At 47.2% G+C, this 14,521-nt stretch carries 12 protein-coding genes and 5 tRNA genes; 14 read left to right on the forward strand and 3 right to left on the reverse strand.

Features of this window, described 5'->3' with window-relative positions; genetic code table 11:
* Nucleotides 1–191: 191 nt before the first annotated feature.
* From J4N37_RS00190 to J4N37_RS00210, 5 genes are all read left to right on the forward strand, one after another.
* Nucleotides 192–268: transfer RNA gene (locus tag J4N37_RS00190), tRNA-Arg, on the forward strand.
* Nucleotides 269–301: 33 nt separating this feature from the next.
* A tRNA-His gene (locus J4N37_RS00195) sits at nt 302–377 on the forward strand.
* 76 nt (nt 378–453) lie between these two features.
* Nucleotides 454–530: transfer RNA gene (locus J4N37_RS00200), tRNA-Pro, on the forward strand.
* Nucleotides 531–578: 48 nt separating this feature from the next.
* Nucleotides 579–654, forward strand: a tRNA-His gene (locus tag J4N37_RS00205).
* Between the two features lie 64 nt (nt 655–718).
* Nucleotides 719–795, forward strand: a tRNA-Pro gene (locus tag J4N37_RS00210).
* Between the two features lie 228 nt (nt 796–1,023).
* Here the strand turns inward: J4N37_RS00210 and J4N37_RS00215 are convergent.
* Complete coding sequence (locus tag J4N37_RS00215; protein ID WP_252041403.1) at nt 1,024–1,749, reverse strand: HAD family hydrolase; 726 nt, start codon at nt 1,747–1,749, stop codon at nt 1,024–1,026.
* 686 nt (nt 1,750–2,435) lie between these two features.
* Here J4N37_RS00215 and J4N37_RS00220 point away from each other — a divergent pair.
* From J4N37_RS00220 to J4N37_RS00260, 9 genes are all read left to right on the forward strand, one after another.
* Nucleotides 2,436–4,151 carry an ABC transporter ATP-binding protein gene (locus J4N37_RS00220; protein ID WP_252041404.1) on the forward strand — a complete coding sequence of 572 codons (1,716 nt, stop codon included), beginning with the start codon at nt 2,436–2,438 and terminating at the stop codon, nt 4,149–4,151.
* A gap of 105 nt (nt 4,152–4,256) precedes the next feature.
* On the forward strand, nt 4,257–5,810 hold the full coding sequence (locus tag J4N37_RS00225; protein WP_252041406.1) for an ABC transporter substrate-binding protein: 1,554 nt from the start codon (nt 4,257–4,259) through the stop codon (nt 5,808–5,810).
* A gap of 146 nt (nt 5,811–5,956) precedes the next feature.
* A complete protein-coding gene (locus J4N37_RS00230) occupies nt 5,957–6,934 on the forward strand; it encodes an ABC transporter permease (RefSeq protein ID WP_010444857.1) in 978 nt (325 codons plus the stop codon).
* Between the two features lie 2 nt (nt 6,935–6,936).
* The gene (locus J4N37_RS00235) at nt 6,937–7,893 is read left to right on the forward strand and encodes an ABC transporter permease (protein ID WP_252041408.1); all 957 of its coding nucleotides are present in this window, start codon (nt 6,937–6,939) and stop codon (nt 7,891–7,893) included.
* Nucleotides 7,894–8,041: 148 nt separating this feature from the next.
* Nucleotides 8,042–8,968, forward strand: a complete 927-nt coding sequence (locus tag J4N37_RS00240; RefSeq protein ID WP_045392448.1) for an SPOR domain-containing protein — start codon at nt 8,042–8,044, stop codon at nt 8,966–8,968.
* A 133-nt stretch (nt 8,969–9,101) separates the two neighbouring features.
* Complete coding sequence (locus J4N37_RS00245; RefSeq protein ID WP_138954350.1) at nt 9,102–10,109, forward strand: substrate-binding domain-containing protein; 1,008 nt, start codon at nt 9,102–9,104, stop codon at nt 10,107–10,109.
* A gap of 39 nt (nt 10,110–10,148) precedes the next feature.
* Nucleotides 10,149–11,075: a LysR family transcriptional regulator gene (locus tag J4N37_RS00250; protein ID WP_010444865.1), complete on the forward strand. Its 927-nt coding sequence runs from the start codon at nt 10,149–10,151 to the stop codon at nt 11,073–11,075.
* Nucleotides 11,076–11,278: 203 nt separating this feature from the next.
* Nucleotides 11,279–11,656, forward strand: coding sequence for an SMR family transporter (locus J4N37_RS00255; RefSeq protein ID WP_138942392.1), 378 nt, complete (start codon nt 11,279–11,281; stop codon nt 11,654–11,656).
* A 2-nt stretch (nt 11,657–11,658) separates the two neighbouring features.
* Nucleotides 11,659–11,988, forward strand: coding sequence for an SMR family transporter (locus tag J4N37_RS00260; RefSeq protein ID WP_010444869.1), 330 nt, complete (start codon nt 11,659–11,661; stop codon nt 11,986–11,988).
* A gap of 176 nt (nt 11,989–12,164) precedes the next feature.
* Here J4N37_RS00260 and edd read toward each other — a convergent pair whose 3' ends face one another.
* On the reverse strand, nt 12,165–13,961 hold the full coding sequence (gene edd / locus J4N37_RS00265) for a phosphogluconate dehydratase (protein WP_252041409.1): 1,797 nt from the start codon (nt 13,959–13,961) through the stop codon (nt 12,165–12,167).
* The gene (locus tag J4N37_RS00270; protein ID WP_005429966.1) at nt 13,958–14,479 is read right to left on the reverse strand and encodes a gluconokinase; all 522 of its coding nucleotides are present in this window, start codon (nt 14,477–14,479) and stop codon (nt 13,958–13,960) included. Before J4N37_RS00270 ends, edd begins: the two co-directional genes overlap by 4 nt.
* Nucleotides 14,480–14,521: the final 42 nt, after the last annotated feature.

Consider the following 14,521-nt stretch of genomic DNA (forward strand, 5'->3'; position numbering starts at 1 on the left):
AATGGGTGATTATATCCCGATAAGTTGTTGCAATAAACAACAAGTTATCCATGACAGGGCGTGAATCACATCAAAAATTCACTTTAAAGGCAGATAACTGTCGAAAAAGAGACCAAACGAGAAAAAAAGTAAAAAAAGTACTAGACGGCATAGTGTGATATCCGTATTATTCCTCTCCGCCGATGGGGCATGCGCCCGTAGCTCAGTTGGATAGAGCGTTGGCCTCCGGAGCCAAAGGTCGAAGGTTCGAATCCTTTCGGGCGTGCCATTCCGGAATACAAATTAACGGCACAAAATAGTGGTGGCTATAGCTCAGTTGGTAGAGCCCTGGATTGTGATTCCGGTGGTCGCGAGTTCGAATCTCGTTAGCCACCCCATTATTTAGGTAACTCATTAAATTAATGAAGTTTCCAGTTTTGATTCAGATATCCCAAGAGTCGAAACAAAATTCGTCGGTGAATAGCGCAGCTTGGTAGCGCATCTGGTTTGGGACCAGAGGGTCGGGGGTTCGAATCCCTCTTCACCGACCACTATTTAGTTTATGGCTATAATAGAGCGGTAAACAGTAAAAATTGATGGTGGCTATAGCTCAGTTGGTAGAGCCCTGGATTGTGATTCCGGTGGTCGCGAGTTCGAATCTCGTTAGCCACCCCATTAATTTAGGTGACTTCTTAGTTGAAGTATCCAGTCTGATTTGAGAGAATCAGCAAATACAGTTCGGTGAATAGCGCAGCTTGGTAGCGCATCTGGTTTGGGACCAGAGGGTCGGGGGTTCGAATCCCTCTTCACCGACCACCATTAGAAAGCCTGCTTTTTAGCAGGCTTTCGTCGTTTAAAAGCCCCAGTCGAAAGGCTGGGGCTTTTTGCATTTCTTACTTTCAAAAATCCTCACTCTATTTTCAATTCTGCCAAAAATGTACAGCTCTGGGAGCTTTTGACCACCCATGATCCAAATGCTTTTCGAGCTGATAAAAGAAACCCCAGCACGATAGCTGGGGCTTTGTATTTCTTGAGTTGAGCGCTTTATTGAGCGAGCGTTTTTAGAATTTCTTTGAGCTCAACCGTCTCTTTCACTTCATAGCTTGGTTTGATATCGGTTGGATTCGCTGTGCCTGCCTCGTTAACCCACACACTCAGAATGCCTATGTTGTTGGCTCCCGCAATATCTGCGAGTAGAGAATCACCAATATGAATCGCTTCTTCTGGTTTCGCATCAACAAGGTTGAGTGCTTTTTGGAAGATGCTTGCAGCAGGCTTCTCTTCTGGCTCTTCGCCACCCACGATGATGTGATCCACCCATTCGTGCATCTGCGTCGCTTTGAGCTTAGGATGCTGGGAGAAGATGGGCCCGTTGGTGATCACCACTAAATTGTAGTGCTGGCGAAGCTCGGTCAGCATCTCCTTCACGCCAGGGAAGAAGGTAAAAGCGCCCATTCGAGCTGAGTCGAAGAAGCTTTGTGCCTGCTGCGCTTGTTCGCCGTCGATCTCGATCCCTTGCTCTGCCAGGATGGTTTGAATTAAACCACAGCGGAAAGCATTTTCATCTGGTAATAGAGCAATCAGCTGAGGAAATTCGTCATTGAGCTTTTTGTATACGCCTTGCAAGTAGCGCTGAACAAAGGCAGTTGAATCGGCGACTTGTGGGTATGTTCGAGCTATCCAATCAGCAAAATCTTGTCCTGCCACTTTATCGGCTTGGGATGTGCCACATAAAGTTTCGTCCATATCAAAAAAAATCGCTTTAAGCACAAGGGCTCCTTTATTCACTACTCAGCGTTGAAGTTTGATTATCTCTTATCTCATCCAAAATGACAGAGGAATACGCAAAATTACCGCTTCAACTTGTGATTTTTTACCTTGAATTAGGTAGGCCACTCCGAATTTCTGACAGCAACAAAATTGCTTTAATCACAAAACCGCATAACAGACGCATAACTTAAGTTCAATGGCATATTTCATGTGTTTTGCAAAACTGCTCACGTTTTAGCCTTACCGTTGGTGAGTGAATTTTGGCTTTTTATGTATGCAGACTATTTTGTTAGTAACATTTTATGTCGAAAAGTCCCAATAAGAACGGAATATTGTTTGGTAAATGTTAATGATGACACGTGAATAATAGGGATACTATCAATAGTGAGTTTATGCGTAAATTTAGAGCATTTTTCTGTTTTTAATGGTGCGTGGCGCACAAAAATGGTGTGTTATGAAAATGGTTAAATACTTGTTAATGAATTTTTATTCGCTCATTGTGCGTGTAATTAATGTTTTTTCGGCGGAATATACTTTAATTGTTGCTTTTTTGTGTAATTTTTGCCAAATTGTCTCCGCATTAAGATTTCAGAGTATTATTCTGAATTTGAACGGATTCATTCAGGTGATGAATGGCGCTTTTATGGCGCGATTTAATACCACAGACAAGGCAGTAGAGGTCTGAAATGTCACTATTAGAGGTGAAAAACCTTCGTATTGAATATCCATCCCGTCACGGTGTCCATGCGGCCGTGAAATCGCTTTCTTTTCATATCGATCGTGGCGAAATTGTGGGTGTTGTTGGCGAATCAGGTGCGGGTAAATCCACCGTTGGTAACGCCGTTATTGATTTGCTTAGTCCTCCGGGGCGTGTTGCCAGCGGCGATGTGTACCTTGATGGGGAGAAAATTTCTGGTTTGACGCCAGAAGCGATGCGTAAGGTTCGCGGCTCTAAGATTGGCTTTATCTTTCAAGACCCAATGACCTCGCTTAACCCTCTATTTACGGTTGAGCAGCAATTGAAAGAGACCATCCACGCCAACATGAAGGTGTCGGATGAAGAGGCGTATCAACGTGCGCTTTCTCTTATGCAGCAGGTTGGCATCCCGCAACCTGAAAACCGTCTTAAACAGTACCCACACCAATTCTCTGGCGGTATGCGTCAGCGTGTGGTTATTGCTATCGCACTGGCTGGTGAGCCAGATCTGATCATTGCCGATGAGCCAACTACGGCACTCGACGTATCAATCCAAGACCAAATCCTAAACCTAATCCGTGAACTGTGTATCAAGAACAACGTCGGTTGTATGTTGGTGACACACGACATGGGCGTGGTTTCAAACGTGACTGACCGTGTGGCAGTTATGTACCGTGGTGATTTGGTTGAATTTGGCCCAACCGCTAAGGTGTTGGGCGATCCTGACCACCCATACACGCGCAGCTTGATTTCAGCGGTTCCTCGTTCTGACATTAAACTCGATCGCTTCCCACTAGTGAGCTACATCGAAGAAGCAACAGAGCTACAAGAACTGGATATCAAGAACCACTGGCTAGGTCAAAGCCAAGACCAACGCGAGTACACCGGCCCTCTATTGGATGTGAAGAGCGTAAACCTACGCTTCGTGACCAAAGATTCGTTGTTTGAAAGCCGCCGCGAATACGTGCAGGCCTCAAACAATGTCAGTTTTGAAGTGCACGAAGGCGAGACGTTTGGCTTGGTGGGTGAATCTGGCTCAGGTAAATCGACCATCGCACGTGTAATTGCTGGTTTGTACGAACCAAACTCAGGTCAAGTAAGCTTTGAAGGCATTGACCTAACGGCGCTGAAATCAGAAAAAGCGCGTCGTCCGTTGCGTCGCCAAATGCAGATGGTCTTCCAAAACCCATACACTTCAATGAACCCGCGTATGAAGATTTTCGACATCATCGCGGAGCCAATTCGTTTCCATAAGCTCACTAAGAATGAAGCGGAAACGCGTCAGATTGTGAATGACCTGCTTGATCACGTAGGTTTGGGCAAAATGGCGGGCGTGAAATACCCTCATGAATTCTCCGGTGGTCAGCGTCAGCGTATTTCTATTGCGCGTGCACTGGCGACCCGTCCTCGACTACTGATTTGTGATGAACCGACATCAGCGTTGGATGTATCGGTACAGGCACAAATTCTGAACTTGCTAAAAGATCTGCAAAGTGAGCTCAACCTCACCATGTTGTTTATCAGCCACGACTTACCGGTTATTCGCCAAATGTGTGACCGAGTGGGTGTGATGCAGATGGGTACGCTACTGGAAGTGGCGCCAACTGAGCAGTTATTTACCGCTCCTCAGCACGAATACAGCAAGAAACTGATTTCTCTGATGCCTGAATTCACAGGTTTGAGAGAAGAAATCAAAACGGCATAAACCAAGTTTTTCGCTTGGCTGACCATCAAGGTCAACAAACCTTAGTCATAACAAAGACGCAAACACAACAAGGGATTCGAATTCCCGCATGAAGGAGTTATGCAAATGAAAACCATGAAAAGCAAATTAGCAGTGGCGCTAATGGCAGCGGGCCTAAGCTTTAACGCAATGGCAGCAGATATCAAAGTTGGCTACGCAGCTGACCCAGTATCGCTGGACCCGCATGAGCAGCTATCAGGCGGTACGCTGCAAATGTCACACATGGTATTTGATCCACTAGTTCGTTTCACACAAGACATGGACTTTGAACCTCGTCTAGCAGAAAGCTGGGAACGTGTGAACGATACAACGGTACGTTTCAAGCTACGCCAAGGTGTTAAGTTCCACTCTGGTAACGACATGACGGCGGACGACGTAGTATGGACTTTCGAACGTCTACAAAGCTCTCCAGATTTCAAAGCTATCTTCGACCCGTACGAAAAAATCGTGAAGGTTGACGACTACACAGTGGATCTAGTGACTAAAGGTCCGTACCCACTTGTGCTACAAACGGCGACTTACATCTTCCCAATGGACAGCAAGTTCTACTCTGGTAAGACAGAAGATGGCAAAGACAAGTCTGAGCTAGTGAAGCACGGTAACTCATTTGCATCGACTAACGTATCTGGCACGGGTCCATTCATTGTGACTTCTCGTGAGCAGGGCGTAAAAGTGGAATTCGAACGCTTTAAAGATTATTGGGATAAAGCGTCGAAAGGTAACGTTGATAAGCTAACGCTGGTTCCGATCAAAGAAGACGCGACTCGTGTAGCAGCACTGCTTTCTGGCGGCGTTGACATGATTCATCCAGTAGCACCAAACGATCACAAACGTGTGAAAGATGCAGACGGCATCGACTTAGTGACGCTACCAGGTACACGTATCATCACATTCCAAATGAACCAAAACAGCAATGAAGCACTGAAAGATGTTCGCGTTCGCCAAGCGATTGTTCACGCAATCAATAACGAAGGCATCGTGAAGAAGATCATGAAAGGCTTCGCTACGGCAGCTGGTCAACAGAGCCCTGCTGGTTACGTAGGTCACGATGACAAATTGGTTCCTCGCTACGATCTGAAGAAAGCGAAACAGCTGATGAAAGAAGCGGGTTATGAGAAAGGCTTTACGCTGACCATGATGGCGCCAAACAACCGTTACGTGAACGATGCGAAAGTTGCGCAAGCGGCGGCAGCAATGCTGTCTAAGATCGGCATCAAGGTTGATCTGAAGACGATGCCTAAAGCGCAATACTGGCCTGAGTTCGACAAGTGTGCGGCAGACATGTTGATGATCGGTTGGCACTCAGATACGGAAGATTCAGCGAACTTCAACGAGTTCCTAACCATGACTCGTAACGAAGAAACGGGCCGTGGCCAGTACAACTGTGGTTACTACTCAAACCCAGAAATGGACAAAGTGGTTGAAGCGGCAAACGTAGAAACGGATCCAGCGAAACGCGCTGAAATGCTGAAAGGTGTAGAAGCGACGCTATACAACGATGCAGCATTCGTACCGCTACACTGGCAAAGTGAAGCGTGGGGCGCGAAGTCTAACGTGAAAGCAGCTGACATCGTTAACCCAATGGTAATGCCTTACTTCGGTGACCTAGTGGTTGAATAATCACGGTTAGTCGATTTTGAGGAGGGATGGATGTCCCTCCTCAACTTAAAGCACTCGACTCAGTTTTGTTTCAGTCGGACTGAGTTGGTTTTACAGACTGAATTTTCTCTCTGAATAGAGATCTATGGATAGTTAAGGGGCAAGGAATGTTTTCGTTTCTGGTCAAGCGCCTGTTTCAGGCACTGATAGTGATGTTTGTGATCAGTTTGGTGGCGTTTGCCATTCAGGATAACCTGGGTGACCCGCTGCGTGAGCTTGTAGGTCAGTCGGTTTCAGAATCGGAGCGCCAAGCGCTGCGTGATGAACTGGGCCTGAACGATCCCTTTATCACAAAGTACACTCGCTTTGTGGGCAATGCACTGCAAGGTGATTTAGGTACATCTTACTTCTTCAAGCGACCTGCGGTTGAGGTGATTCTCGATAAGCTGGTGGCTACGCTAGAGCTCGTGTTTGGTGCGACGCTGATTATTGTTTTTTTATCGATTCCGCTTGGGGTGTATTCCGCGATCCATCCTAAGAGTATTTTTACGAAATTCGTCATGGCGATGAGTAGTGTCGGTATCTCGATTCCGGTGTTCTTAACCGCAATCATGCTGATGTATGTCTTCTCCATAGAACTCGGTTGGCTACCTTCCTACGGACGGGGCGAGACCGCTAATGTGCTCGGTTGGGAATCTGGCTTCTTTACCATTGATGGCATCAAGCACTTGATTCTACCTTGTGTGGCACTGGCTTCGATCATGCTGCCGTTGTTCATCCGTTTGGTCCGTTCAGAAATGCTGGAAGTACTGAGCTCGGAATACATTAAGTTCGCCAAAGCAAAAGGCCTGAACTTAAACAAAATTTATTACCAACATGCACTTAAGAACACTATGCTACCAGTACTGACGGTTGGCGGTGTGCAGATTGGTACTATGGTGGCTTACACCATCCTGACGGAAACCGTGTTCCAATGGCCGGGCACTGGCTTCCTTTTCCTAGAGGCAATCAACCGTGTTGATACACCGCTGATTACTGCCTACGTTATCTTTGTTGGTCTGATTTTCGTGGTAACCAATACCATCGTTGACTTGCTGTACGGCATCATCAACCCAACTGTGAACCTAACTGGAAAAGGAGCTTAATCATGAGCCAATCAAGTGTAACACCAGCTCAGGAAGCCGCTCCATCGGCGTGGCAACGTTTCAAAGAGTCGGATTTCTTGTACTACTTCAAACGCGACAAAGTTGCGATGGCGAGTTTTACCGTCTTTATGATGTTCTTAGTGTTGGCGTTGGCTGCGCCAATTCTGGCACCGACAGACCCGTATGATCTGACGTCTATCGACATCATGGATTCTGAGTTGCCACCGTCTTGGATGGAAGAGGGCGATGAGCGTTTTGTGTTGGGAACTGATGAGCAAGGCCGCGATATTTTATCGACCATTCTTTACGGCTCTCGCCTGTCTCTGACTATCGGCTTCCTTGCGGTTGGTCTTCAGTTGGTACTGGGTATCATCATTGGTTTGTCTGCAGGTTACTTCGGCGGTCGTATCGATAGCTTCCTGATGCGCTTTGCAGACGTACAGTTGTCGTTCTCGACCATGATGGTAGCGATCATCGTGTCAGCTATCTTCAAAGCCAGTTTTGGCAGTGATTTCTATAGCCAATACGCGGTAGTCATGCTGGTGGTGATCATTGGCGTGGCAGAATGGCCGCAGTACGCACGTACCATTCGTGCTTCGGTACTGGCTGAGAAGAAGAAAGAATACGTCGAAGCGGCGCGTGTTATGGGCTTTAAAGCACCTCGCATCATGTTCCGCCATATCCTACCGAACTGTCTATCGCCAATCTTGGTTATCTCGACGGTACAGGTAGCAAACGCAATCATGTCGGAAGCAGCACTGTCATTCCTAGGTCTGGGGCTGCCAGTCGACCAGCCGTCACTGGGTGCGTTGATCAGCATCGGTTTTAACTACATCTTCTCAGGTGCTTGGTGGATTACTGCCTTCCCAGGTATCGTACTAGTAACGCTAGTATTGGTGATCAACCTCTTGGGTGACTGGTTACGTGATGTATTCAACCCAAAAATTTATAAAGGTTGATCTCAGTAGTTAAGAAAACAACAAGTTGAGTATAAAATACGAGCTGGATGAAAATCCGGCTCTTTTTTTGCTTGTTGTTTTATCATTCATGTTTTATTGACGCTTTGTCGCGATAATTTCATCACTAAACCTTATTAGAGTGAAGCGTATGGAAATGAAGAAGGCGCTTAAGCCATCACGTATCGCCCATCCAACTTTGAGCTTAGCTTTACTGCTAGCCTGTGCGCCGTTCGCAGAGACGGTAAGTGCACAAGAATTCCTGTGCCAGGCGACGCAAGCGAGTCACCAAGAGTTGCCTGTTCTGGATAAGACTTGTCCTATTGGGAAGGGAGTATGGGGAAAGAAAGTGCCGCAAGGAGGCAATTTATTTTGGGTTCAATGCGGTTTGTTACCTAAAAAAATGCCGTTAGCCAAAGCTAAGCCACTCTATAACAAAATCAGTACTGATGTTTGGATGAAGCCGGAAGACAAAGGGTTCCGCTGTTTGATTGGGCCGTACAAAAGTTTTGAGCAAGCGAGCACAGATTTAGCCCAAGTTAGGACCGTATCTGGTTATAAAGAAGCCTTTATTCGTGTGGTGGGAGCAAACATCTCTGAGCCAGTGAAGAAGACTAAGAGCGTAAGCAAGCCGAAGCCAGTGGCTAAGAATACCTCTGCGTTCGAGCCAAAGCCGGCTGCTGTAAACGTGCCGGAGGCAACCCCTTCTACAAAAGTGAAGCCAGCAGAACCTGTGAGTGTCAGCAACAATGTTGAAGTGCGATTGAAGGCCATCTTACAAGGCAAAACTTACGTCGTACCTTACTTGCTTGATGCAGGAAATCAGTTTTACATGGAATATGGCAAGCCATGGAATCGCTTGAGTTATGCAAGCTCACAACAAGTATGTGGTGAGTTAGGGATGGGCTTAGTATCTTCATCTGAGTTCAAAGCTTTACGCGATTCTGGAGTGATGGAAAAGAATGAATGGCCTCTGCAACTGCCTTATTGGGGAGAGAATCGGTTGGGGTTATTCGCTGATCGTGAGCCGAACCCATTAACAGGCATATCACTACTCAATGTCATGTGCGTCAAATAACGCAGTCCCGATATAAGCCTCGCAATGCGAGGCTTATTACTTACTAGCTTGCATAAAAGAACAGTGCTGCTTGTTCAAGTTTGACTGACTGGGCATAATGTTACATGTAACATTACTGATAATTTAGATATTTATGGCTCAACAGAATAAGAAAGCACGAACGACGCTACAGGATGTCGCAGATAAAGTTGGCGTAACTAAAATGACGGTCTCGCGTTATATGCGTAACCCAGACTCCGTGGCAGAAAAAACACGGGTGAAGATTGCTGCGGCGATTGAAGAGATGGGTTACATCGAGAACCGAGCGCCAGCGATGTTGTCGAAGTCTTCCAGTAAAGCGATCGGCATTTTGCTTCCTTCATTGTCCAACCAAATTTTTGCGTCTTTTGTTCAGGGCATTGAAACAGTCACCAAAGCCAATGGCTACGAAACCCTCCTTGCACACTTTAGCTATGATGAATTGGAAGAAGAGCGCAAGATTGCCTCTTTGCTTTCTTACCAAGTCGACGGCTTAATCCTGACGGAAAGCCATCATACTCAGCGCACGTTGCAGATGATCAAGAATGCAGGCGTACCAGTAGTGGAAACGATGGAATTGCCAGAATACCCGATTGATATGGCAGTGGGGTTGGATCATGAAGATGCGGCTTATAACGTGGTGAAGCGTATGTTGGAGTCGGGAAAACGTACGATAGTCTACTTCGGAGCTCGCCTAGATACGCGTACCAAGCTACGTATGAAAGGTTATGATCGTGCGATGACAGAAGCAGGTTTAGAGCCCAAGCATATATTAACTGGCGAACACTCAAGTTTCTCTTTGGCATCTGATCTACTAGAACGCGCTTTAAATACCTATCCAGATCTGGACGGTGTATTTTGTACCAATGATGATATCGCAATCGGTACTTTATTAAATGCACAGCAACTTAATATCAAAGTACCAGAGCAACTTGCCATTGTTGGCTATAACGCATTAGATATCGGTCAAGCCATTAGTCCCAAGTTAACCAGTGTCGATACTCCGCGTTTTGCAATCGGAGAGAAGAGTGCTGAACTGCTGATATCACGCCTCAAGGGTGAGGAGCAAGCTGATACCATTGTCGATATGGGCTATCAAATAACCGCAGGCGAGAGCGTCTAACTCACCCTAGTTTTCTCCATCTTTGACAAAGGTACTTATATGCCACACCAACTTGATGCGCTAGATCTTAATTTAATGCGCCTGCTCAAAGCCGTGGTGGAAAACCGCAGTATCAAGTTGGCGGCAATGCAGCTTGGTATCTCGCAGCCGAGTGCTAGTCGAGGGGTGATGAAACTCAAAAATGTATTTGATGATCCACTGTTCGTGCGCAAAGCTCATGGGGTTGAGCCCTCACCAATGGCGATTCGCTTAGCGGCAGAGTTCGATAACATGCTATCACCGCTGGAAAAAGTGGTGCAGGAGTTCTCTGAATTTGATCCACTCGACTACCAAGGTCAGATTGCGATTGTGACGGATCCATATCTGATGGACGAACAAGGTCAACGCCTTCTGCGCGGCTGCCATCAGGCGTTTCCTCAAGCCTCGTTTGCTTTCTCAAGTTGGAACATCTATTCCCAAGATGAGATGTTAGAGGGCGAACACGACTACTGTATTCTCGATCAAGAAACTGAATTGTCGAAAGACATCTACATGCGCCCTCTGTTTGTCGAGAAGCGCGTGATTTTGGCGCGTAAAGACCATCCAACATTGTCGCAAGTCAGTAATGACTGGGGTACGGTGTCGAAATTGCCGCTGGTATCGCTACCTGGGCCTGCGTCATACAATCCGCTGTGTACAGTGGAATCGGAATATCGTCGCATGGGTTACGAACCTGTGGTACTGCTCAAGTCCTACAATTTGCGTGTTGCTTGCCAAATGCTGCTTGAGACTGATGCCATTATGTACGCCAGCCAAAGCACTGCGCATTTGATGCATGAACTCGCCTCTTATCCAATGCCGATGGTAAACCGCGAATTCAGCCAATTTGTTGTCTCGGGTGGCTATTTGCAGACGTATCGTAACCATCCATTGCATCGTCATTTGCATCAAGTGGTCCAACAAACCCTCAATACACCATTAACGTGATCTCATAGACAAACAATCCCTAAAGATATTCAAAAATGAATATCTCAATTACCTGTCTGTTTCGCTGAAGAAGGGCTAATCTGACTACAAATAGTCAGGAGAAGCGGCTCTTTTTATCTTATCAATTCTTTGAGTGTCTGATCATTGAAAGGCATTCACCATTCTCCGTTATGCAGTTTTTTAATTTCTGGGGAGGATGAACCATGCTTATTGCACGTCTATTTTTATTGCTCGCCATCGTTGCTGAAGTGGCCGGCACCAGTACCATGTCATTTATCGGTGAAAGTAACGCATGGGAAGGCTATTTGGTGATGTATGTTCTGATCGCCATTTCTTATTATTTCTTATCAATTGCGGCAAAGAAAATTTCCATCGGTGTCGCGTACGCAACATGGGAAGGCTTGGGTATCGCCTTGATTACCCTAGTTTCTATCGTTTTGTTTGATGCCAACTTAAGCACGCAGCAGTTGCTTGGTTTGGCGCTGGCAGTAGTCGGTATCGTGTGTGTGACGCTAGGCGAATCACATGGTCAGCCTCAACAAAAAGATGAGTTGCCACGCTCATCGAATGCGAGGTGTTAATCATGAGCCAATTTTTTACTGTTTCATTTGGATTTGTGGTGTTGGCGGCGTTAGTCGATATCATGGCGAACATGGCGCTGACTCGCTCGAAAGGCTTTGAGCACAAAGGCTGGGGCGTTATCGCAATAGTGCTAGTGATGGCGGCATTTACCTTACTTGCCCAAGCGGTAAAAGAGATCGATCTTGCTATCGCTTACGCCTCTTGGGGCGCGATAGGTATCTTAGGTACCGCGATTGGTGGTGCTTTGCTGTTCAAACAAAAGCTTAAGCCGATTGGCTGGTTTGGTATCTTTGTTGTGATTGCGGCGGTTGTGGTGATGAAGACGGCTTGATGTCGTTTGCTGAATCCCAAAGCTCGTCATTCTGAACAGCGAGGTACGAGCATGATTCAGAATCTGCCAACAAAAAGTGCTGTGGCAGAGGTATTTCCTCTCGCTTCACAGCACTCTGATATTAGATTCCTGATCTCGCCTAAGCTCGTCGGAATGACGGGATCTTTCTCTCCGTCTTAAACAATAAAGCTTGCGCCTTCTTCTGCGCTCGAAACGCTTTGACGAATCACGCTAAAGAAACCACGACCCCAAGTCTGTTGCTTGGCTTCAGTATCCATCTCTAACAGTTCCCGACCCGTAACGTCGCTTAGGTTATTCAGTTCGCCAGTTTGGCAATCAACGCGGATGATGTCGCCATTGCGCACCAAGCCAATCGCGCCGCCACGAATTGCTTCTGGAGATACGTGGATTGCTGATGGAATCTTACCGGATGCACCAGATAGTCGACCGTCCGTAACTAGTGCGACTTTGAAGCCCGCTTTCTGCACGTTGCCGAGAATTGGCATCAGTTTATGCAGCTCCGGCATGCCGTTCGCTGCAGGACCGTTGTGCGTCACAACCACAATGCAGTCTTGGTTTAGTTCACCGCGTTTGTACGCCGCTTCCACTTCGTGTTGGCATTGGAATACGATTGCTGGCGCTTCGATGATGCGCTGATCTTCTTTCACCGCAGACACTTTCACTACCGCTTTACCCAAGTTACCGTTAAGTACGCGAGTACCACCGGTGTTTTGGAAAGCTTGCGTTGGCGCAGCAATCACTTCGCCGTCTTGGCTGCCACCACATGGTGTCCAAGTTAGTTTGCCGTCGACTAAGCTCGGTAGAGTCATTTGGTCTTCGAATTCGCCGAATACCGGTTTCACGTCACGATGAAGCAAGCCTGCCTCGTCCAAACGATGCAATAGCGCAGGTACGCCGCCCGCTTCTTGGAATGCGTTCATGTCAGCTGGGCCATTTGGGTAAACGCGCGCTAATAGTGGCACGACTTCAGATAGGTCACTGATGTCTTGCCATGTCAGAATCAAACCTGCTGCACGCGCCACTGCCAACATGTGGATAGTGTGGTTGGTGCTGCCACCCGATGCCAATAGCGCAATAATACCGTTGATCAGGCTCTTTTCTGTGACAACTTCAGACAATGGGCGGAAGTTGGCTGAACCTGCATTCATTGCCGCGATTTTCAGAGCCGCGTGATCGGTCAGCGCTTTACGTAGTTCAGTATGTGGATGGATGAATGCCGAACCTGGCAGCATCAAACCCATGGCTTCAAACACAAGTTGGTTAGTGTTTGCCGTGCCGTAGAAAGTACACGTGCCCGCCGAGTGGTAAGCGCGACACTCCATATCAAGTAGCGCGTCTTTACCTACTTCGCCCGCCGCGTATTTTTGGCGAACGTCGACTTTCTCTTCATTGCTGATGCCTGTTGCCATCAAACCTGCTGGCACAAATGCCGTTGGTAGGTGTGCGTAAGACAGCGCGCCCATCAGTTGTCCCGGTGCGATTTTGTCGCAGATACCCAGCAGCAAGGTCGCATCGAATACGTTGTGGCTCAGTGAAAGTGCTGTCGATTGAGCAATTAAGTCACGAGAAAACAGTGACATGTCCATGCCCGCTTGACCTTGAGTCACGCCATCACACATTGCCGGAACACAGCCAGCAACTTGCGCAGTGTGACCGTAACCAGACAGCACTTGTTTGATTTGATCAGGATAGTGTTGGTAAGGCTGGTGGGCACTTAACATATCGTTGTAAGCACTGATCAGTGCCACATTTGAATGAGTGAAATCGAGAATGTTTTTCTTTTCTGAAGAACAAGATGCCGCAACAGCATGAGCCAAGTTACCGCAAGAGAGACCTATGCGGCCTTTGCCTGCTTCGGCTTGGACTTCAGTGCGAGCAAGAAACGCCGCACGCGCTTCTTGGCTGCGTTCAACTAAGCGCTGGGTAACGTCTAAGATTACTTGATGAGTCATGCCATTGCCTCGTCTTGCACTAGGATTAACTCAGCGGCATTCGACACAACATCTTCGATGGTTGCATCAATGCTGACGAAAATGGTGCGAGGCTCATCTTCTGGACGCTCTAGCGTTTCAAACTGGCTGTTGACCATGTTCTCTTTCATGAAGTGACCTTGGCGAGCACGCATGCGCTCAAGGATCAGGTCTTTGCTGCCGTCTAGGAAAAGGAAGGTCACGTTCTCGTTGCCTTCGCGGATTTGGTCACGATAAATCTTTTTTAGTGCCGAACAGACAATAATGCCGTGCTCGTTTTTGCTTTCTAAGCTATAAGCAGCGTCGCGGATACGTTCTAGCCAAGGTTTGCGGTCGTCGTCGTTCAGAGGCTGACCTGACGCCATCTTCTGAATGTTTGCTCGTGGGTGAAGATCATCACCATCAATGAATTTACGTCCCAGCTTTTTCGCCAAGTGCTCACCAATTGTGGTTTTGCCACTCGCACAAACGCCCATAACGACGACACTACTACCAGCCATAACTTATCCTCATAACAAATTTGCGCGTGATCTCAATTTTCG

This window comes from Vibrio sp. SCSIO 43153 (assembly GCF_023716625.1).
Taxonomy (GTDB): domain Bacteria; phylum Pseudomonadota; class Gammaproteobacteria; order Enterobacterales; family Vibrionaceae; genus Vibrio; species Vibrio rotiferianus.

Bases quoted from the DNA above. Each gene is read 5' to 3' on its own strand.
- J4N37_RS00220 (WP_252041404.1), top strand. From the start codon at position 2,436: ATGTCACTATTAGAGGTGAAAAACCTTCGTATTGAATATCCATCCCGT.
- J4N37_RS00225 (WP_252041406.1), top strand. From the start codon at position 4,257: ATGAAAACCATGAAAAGCAAATTAGCAGTGGCGCTAATGGCAGCGGGC.
- J4N37_RS00230 (WP_010444857.1), top strand. From the start codon at position 5,957: ATGTTTTCGTTTCTGGTCAAGCGCCTGTTTCAGGCACTGATAGTGATG.
- J4N37_RS00235 (WP_252041408.1), top strand. From the start codon at position 6,937: ATGAGCCAATCAAGTGTAACACCAGCTCAGGAAGCCGCTCCATCGGCG.
- J4N37_RS00240 (WP_045392448.1), top strand. From the start codon at position 8,042: ATGGAAATGAAGAAGGCGCTTAAGCCATCACGTATCGCCCATCCAACT.
- J4N37_RS00245 (WP_138954350.1), top strand. From the start codon at position 9,102: ATGGCTCAACAGAATAAGAAAGCACGAACGACGCTACAGGATGTCGCA.
- J4N37_RS00250 (WP_010444865.1), top strand. From the start codon at position 10,149: ATGCCACACCAACTTGATGCGCTAGATCTTAATTTAATGCGCCTGCTC.
- J4N37_RS00255 (WP_138942392.1), top strand. From the start codon at position 11,279: ATGCTTATTGCACGTCTATTTTTATTGCTCGCCATCGTTGCTGAAGTG.
- J4N37_RS00260 (WP_010444869.1), top strand. From the start codon at position 11,659: ATGAGCCAATTTTTTACTGTTTCATTTGGATTTGTGGTGTTGGCGGCG.
- edd (WP_252041409.1), bottom strand. From the start codon at position 13,961: ATGACTCATCAAGTAATCTTAGACGTTACCCAGCGCTTAGTTGAACGC.
- J4N37_RS00270 (WP_005429966.1), bottom strand. From the start codon at position 14,479: ATGGCTGGTAGTAGTGTCGTCGTTATGGGCGTTTGTGCGAGTGGCAAA.